Genomic DNA, 1,446 nt, shown 5'->3' on the forward strand with positions numbered 1-1,446 from the left:
GGTCTTCAGGAGACCGCCCCTCGATCGTGTGCAACCGCCGTTGGTAGTGGCAGTGGCGGGGCAGCCTCTCGTCGTGATCAACGAGCCTGCATTCGAGACCTGGGACCGTGAACTCGACGACCTCTTCCTACTGGTCGGCCACCGCTTCAGCCGCGTGGAGCCGCGCCGCCGGATGCGCGACTACGTCCGCGGCCTGCTCGGCCCGGTCGGCCGAAAGAACGGCTGGCAGCTGGCCGAATACGCGGGCCACGCGACCCCCGACGCCCTTCAGCACCTGCTCGCCGGCGCACGCTGGGACGCCGACGAGATCCGCGACGACCTTCAGCACTTCGTCGCCGAACGCCTCGGCGAGGACGACGCCGTCCTGATCCTCGACGACACCGGCTTCGTCAAGAAGGGCACGACCTCAGCCGGCGTGCAACGCCAGTACTCCGGCACCGCCGGTCGCACCGAGAACTGCCAGATCGGCGTCTTCGCCGCCTACGCCACCACACGGGGCAGGGCCCTGGTGGACCGCGAGTTGTACCTGCCCAAGTCCTGGACATCCGACCGCGACCGCTGCCAGGCCGCGAAGATCCCCGACGAGCGGGAGTTCCGAACCAAGATCGAGCTGGCCAAGGCCATGGTGCTGCGCGCGCTCGCCTCCGAGCTGCCGATCGCCTGGGTGGCCGCGGACTCGGCCTACGGCCAGGAGTGGCGCTTTCGCCGCATGCTGGAGGAGAGCGGGCTCGGCTACGTCCTGGCGGTCCCCAAGTCCCAGCACATGGTCGGCGCCGGCCGCATCGACCACCTCTTCGCCCAAGCACCGGACGAGGCATGGGAGAAGCACTCGTGCGGCAACGGTGCGAAGGGACCACGTTTCTACCACTGGGCCGCACTCCAGCTCGCACCGATCGCCGACTTCGACGGCGACCAGCCCACTCACCGACGCTGGGCACTGGCCCGCCGCAGCATCGCCAAACCCGACGAGATCGCCTACTACCTCGCCTACGCCCCGATCGACACGGGCATCGAGCACCTGGTGCAAATCGCTGGTCGCCGCTGGGCAATTGAGGAATGCTTCCAGGCTGCGAAGAACGAATGCGGCCTGGACCAGTACGAAGTCCGCCGCTACACCGGCTGGATGCGGCACATCACCCTGGCCATGCTCGCCCACGCCTTCCTGGCCGCGATGGCGGCCACCGCAAAGGGGGCTGCAGAAACGGTTCCCGCACCATGGTCGACCTCACCGTGGCAGAGATCCGGCGACTCCTGGCAACTGGCCGCTCCCACTCCCCACGGCCGCCGCAGTGCTCGCCTCGCACACATGCCCTGAACTGGTCCACCTGGCGCAGACAGCGCCAAGCAGTCGCCCGCCACTGCCACTACCAACGGCGGTTGCACACGATCGAGGGGCGGTCTCCTGAAGACCGCCCCTGACGGACAATCAGCCCACTACACTGCACC

Annotated in this window: 1 protein-coding gene; it reads left to right on the forward strand. The window is 68.3% G+C overall.

From position 1 onward, the window contains the following. Positions 1 to 130: 130 nt before the first annotated feature. Entirely contained in the window at positions 131 to 1,315 is a 1,185-nt protein-coding gene (locus AC0B61_RS37180; RefSeq protein ID WP_471746962.1) for an IS701 family transposase, read from the forward strand. The last annotated feature ends 131 nt before the right edge of the window (positions 1,316 to 1,446 follow it).

This window comes from Kitasatospora sp. NPDC023385 (genome assembly GCF_055664045.1).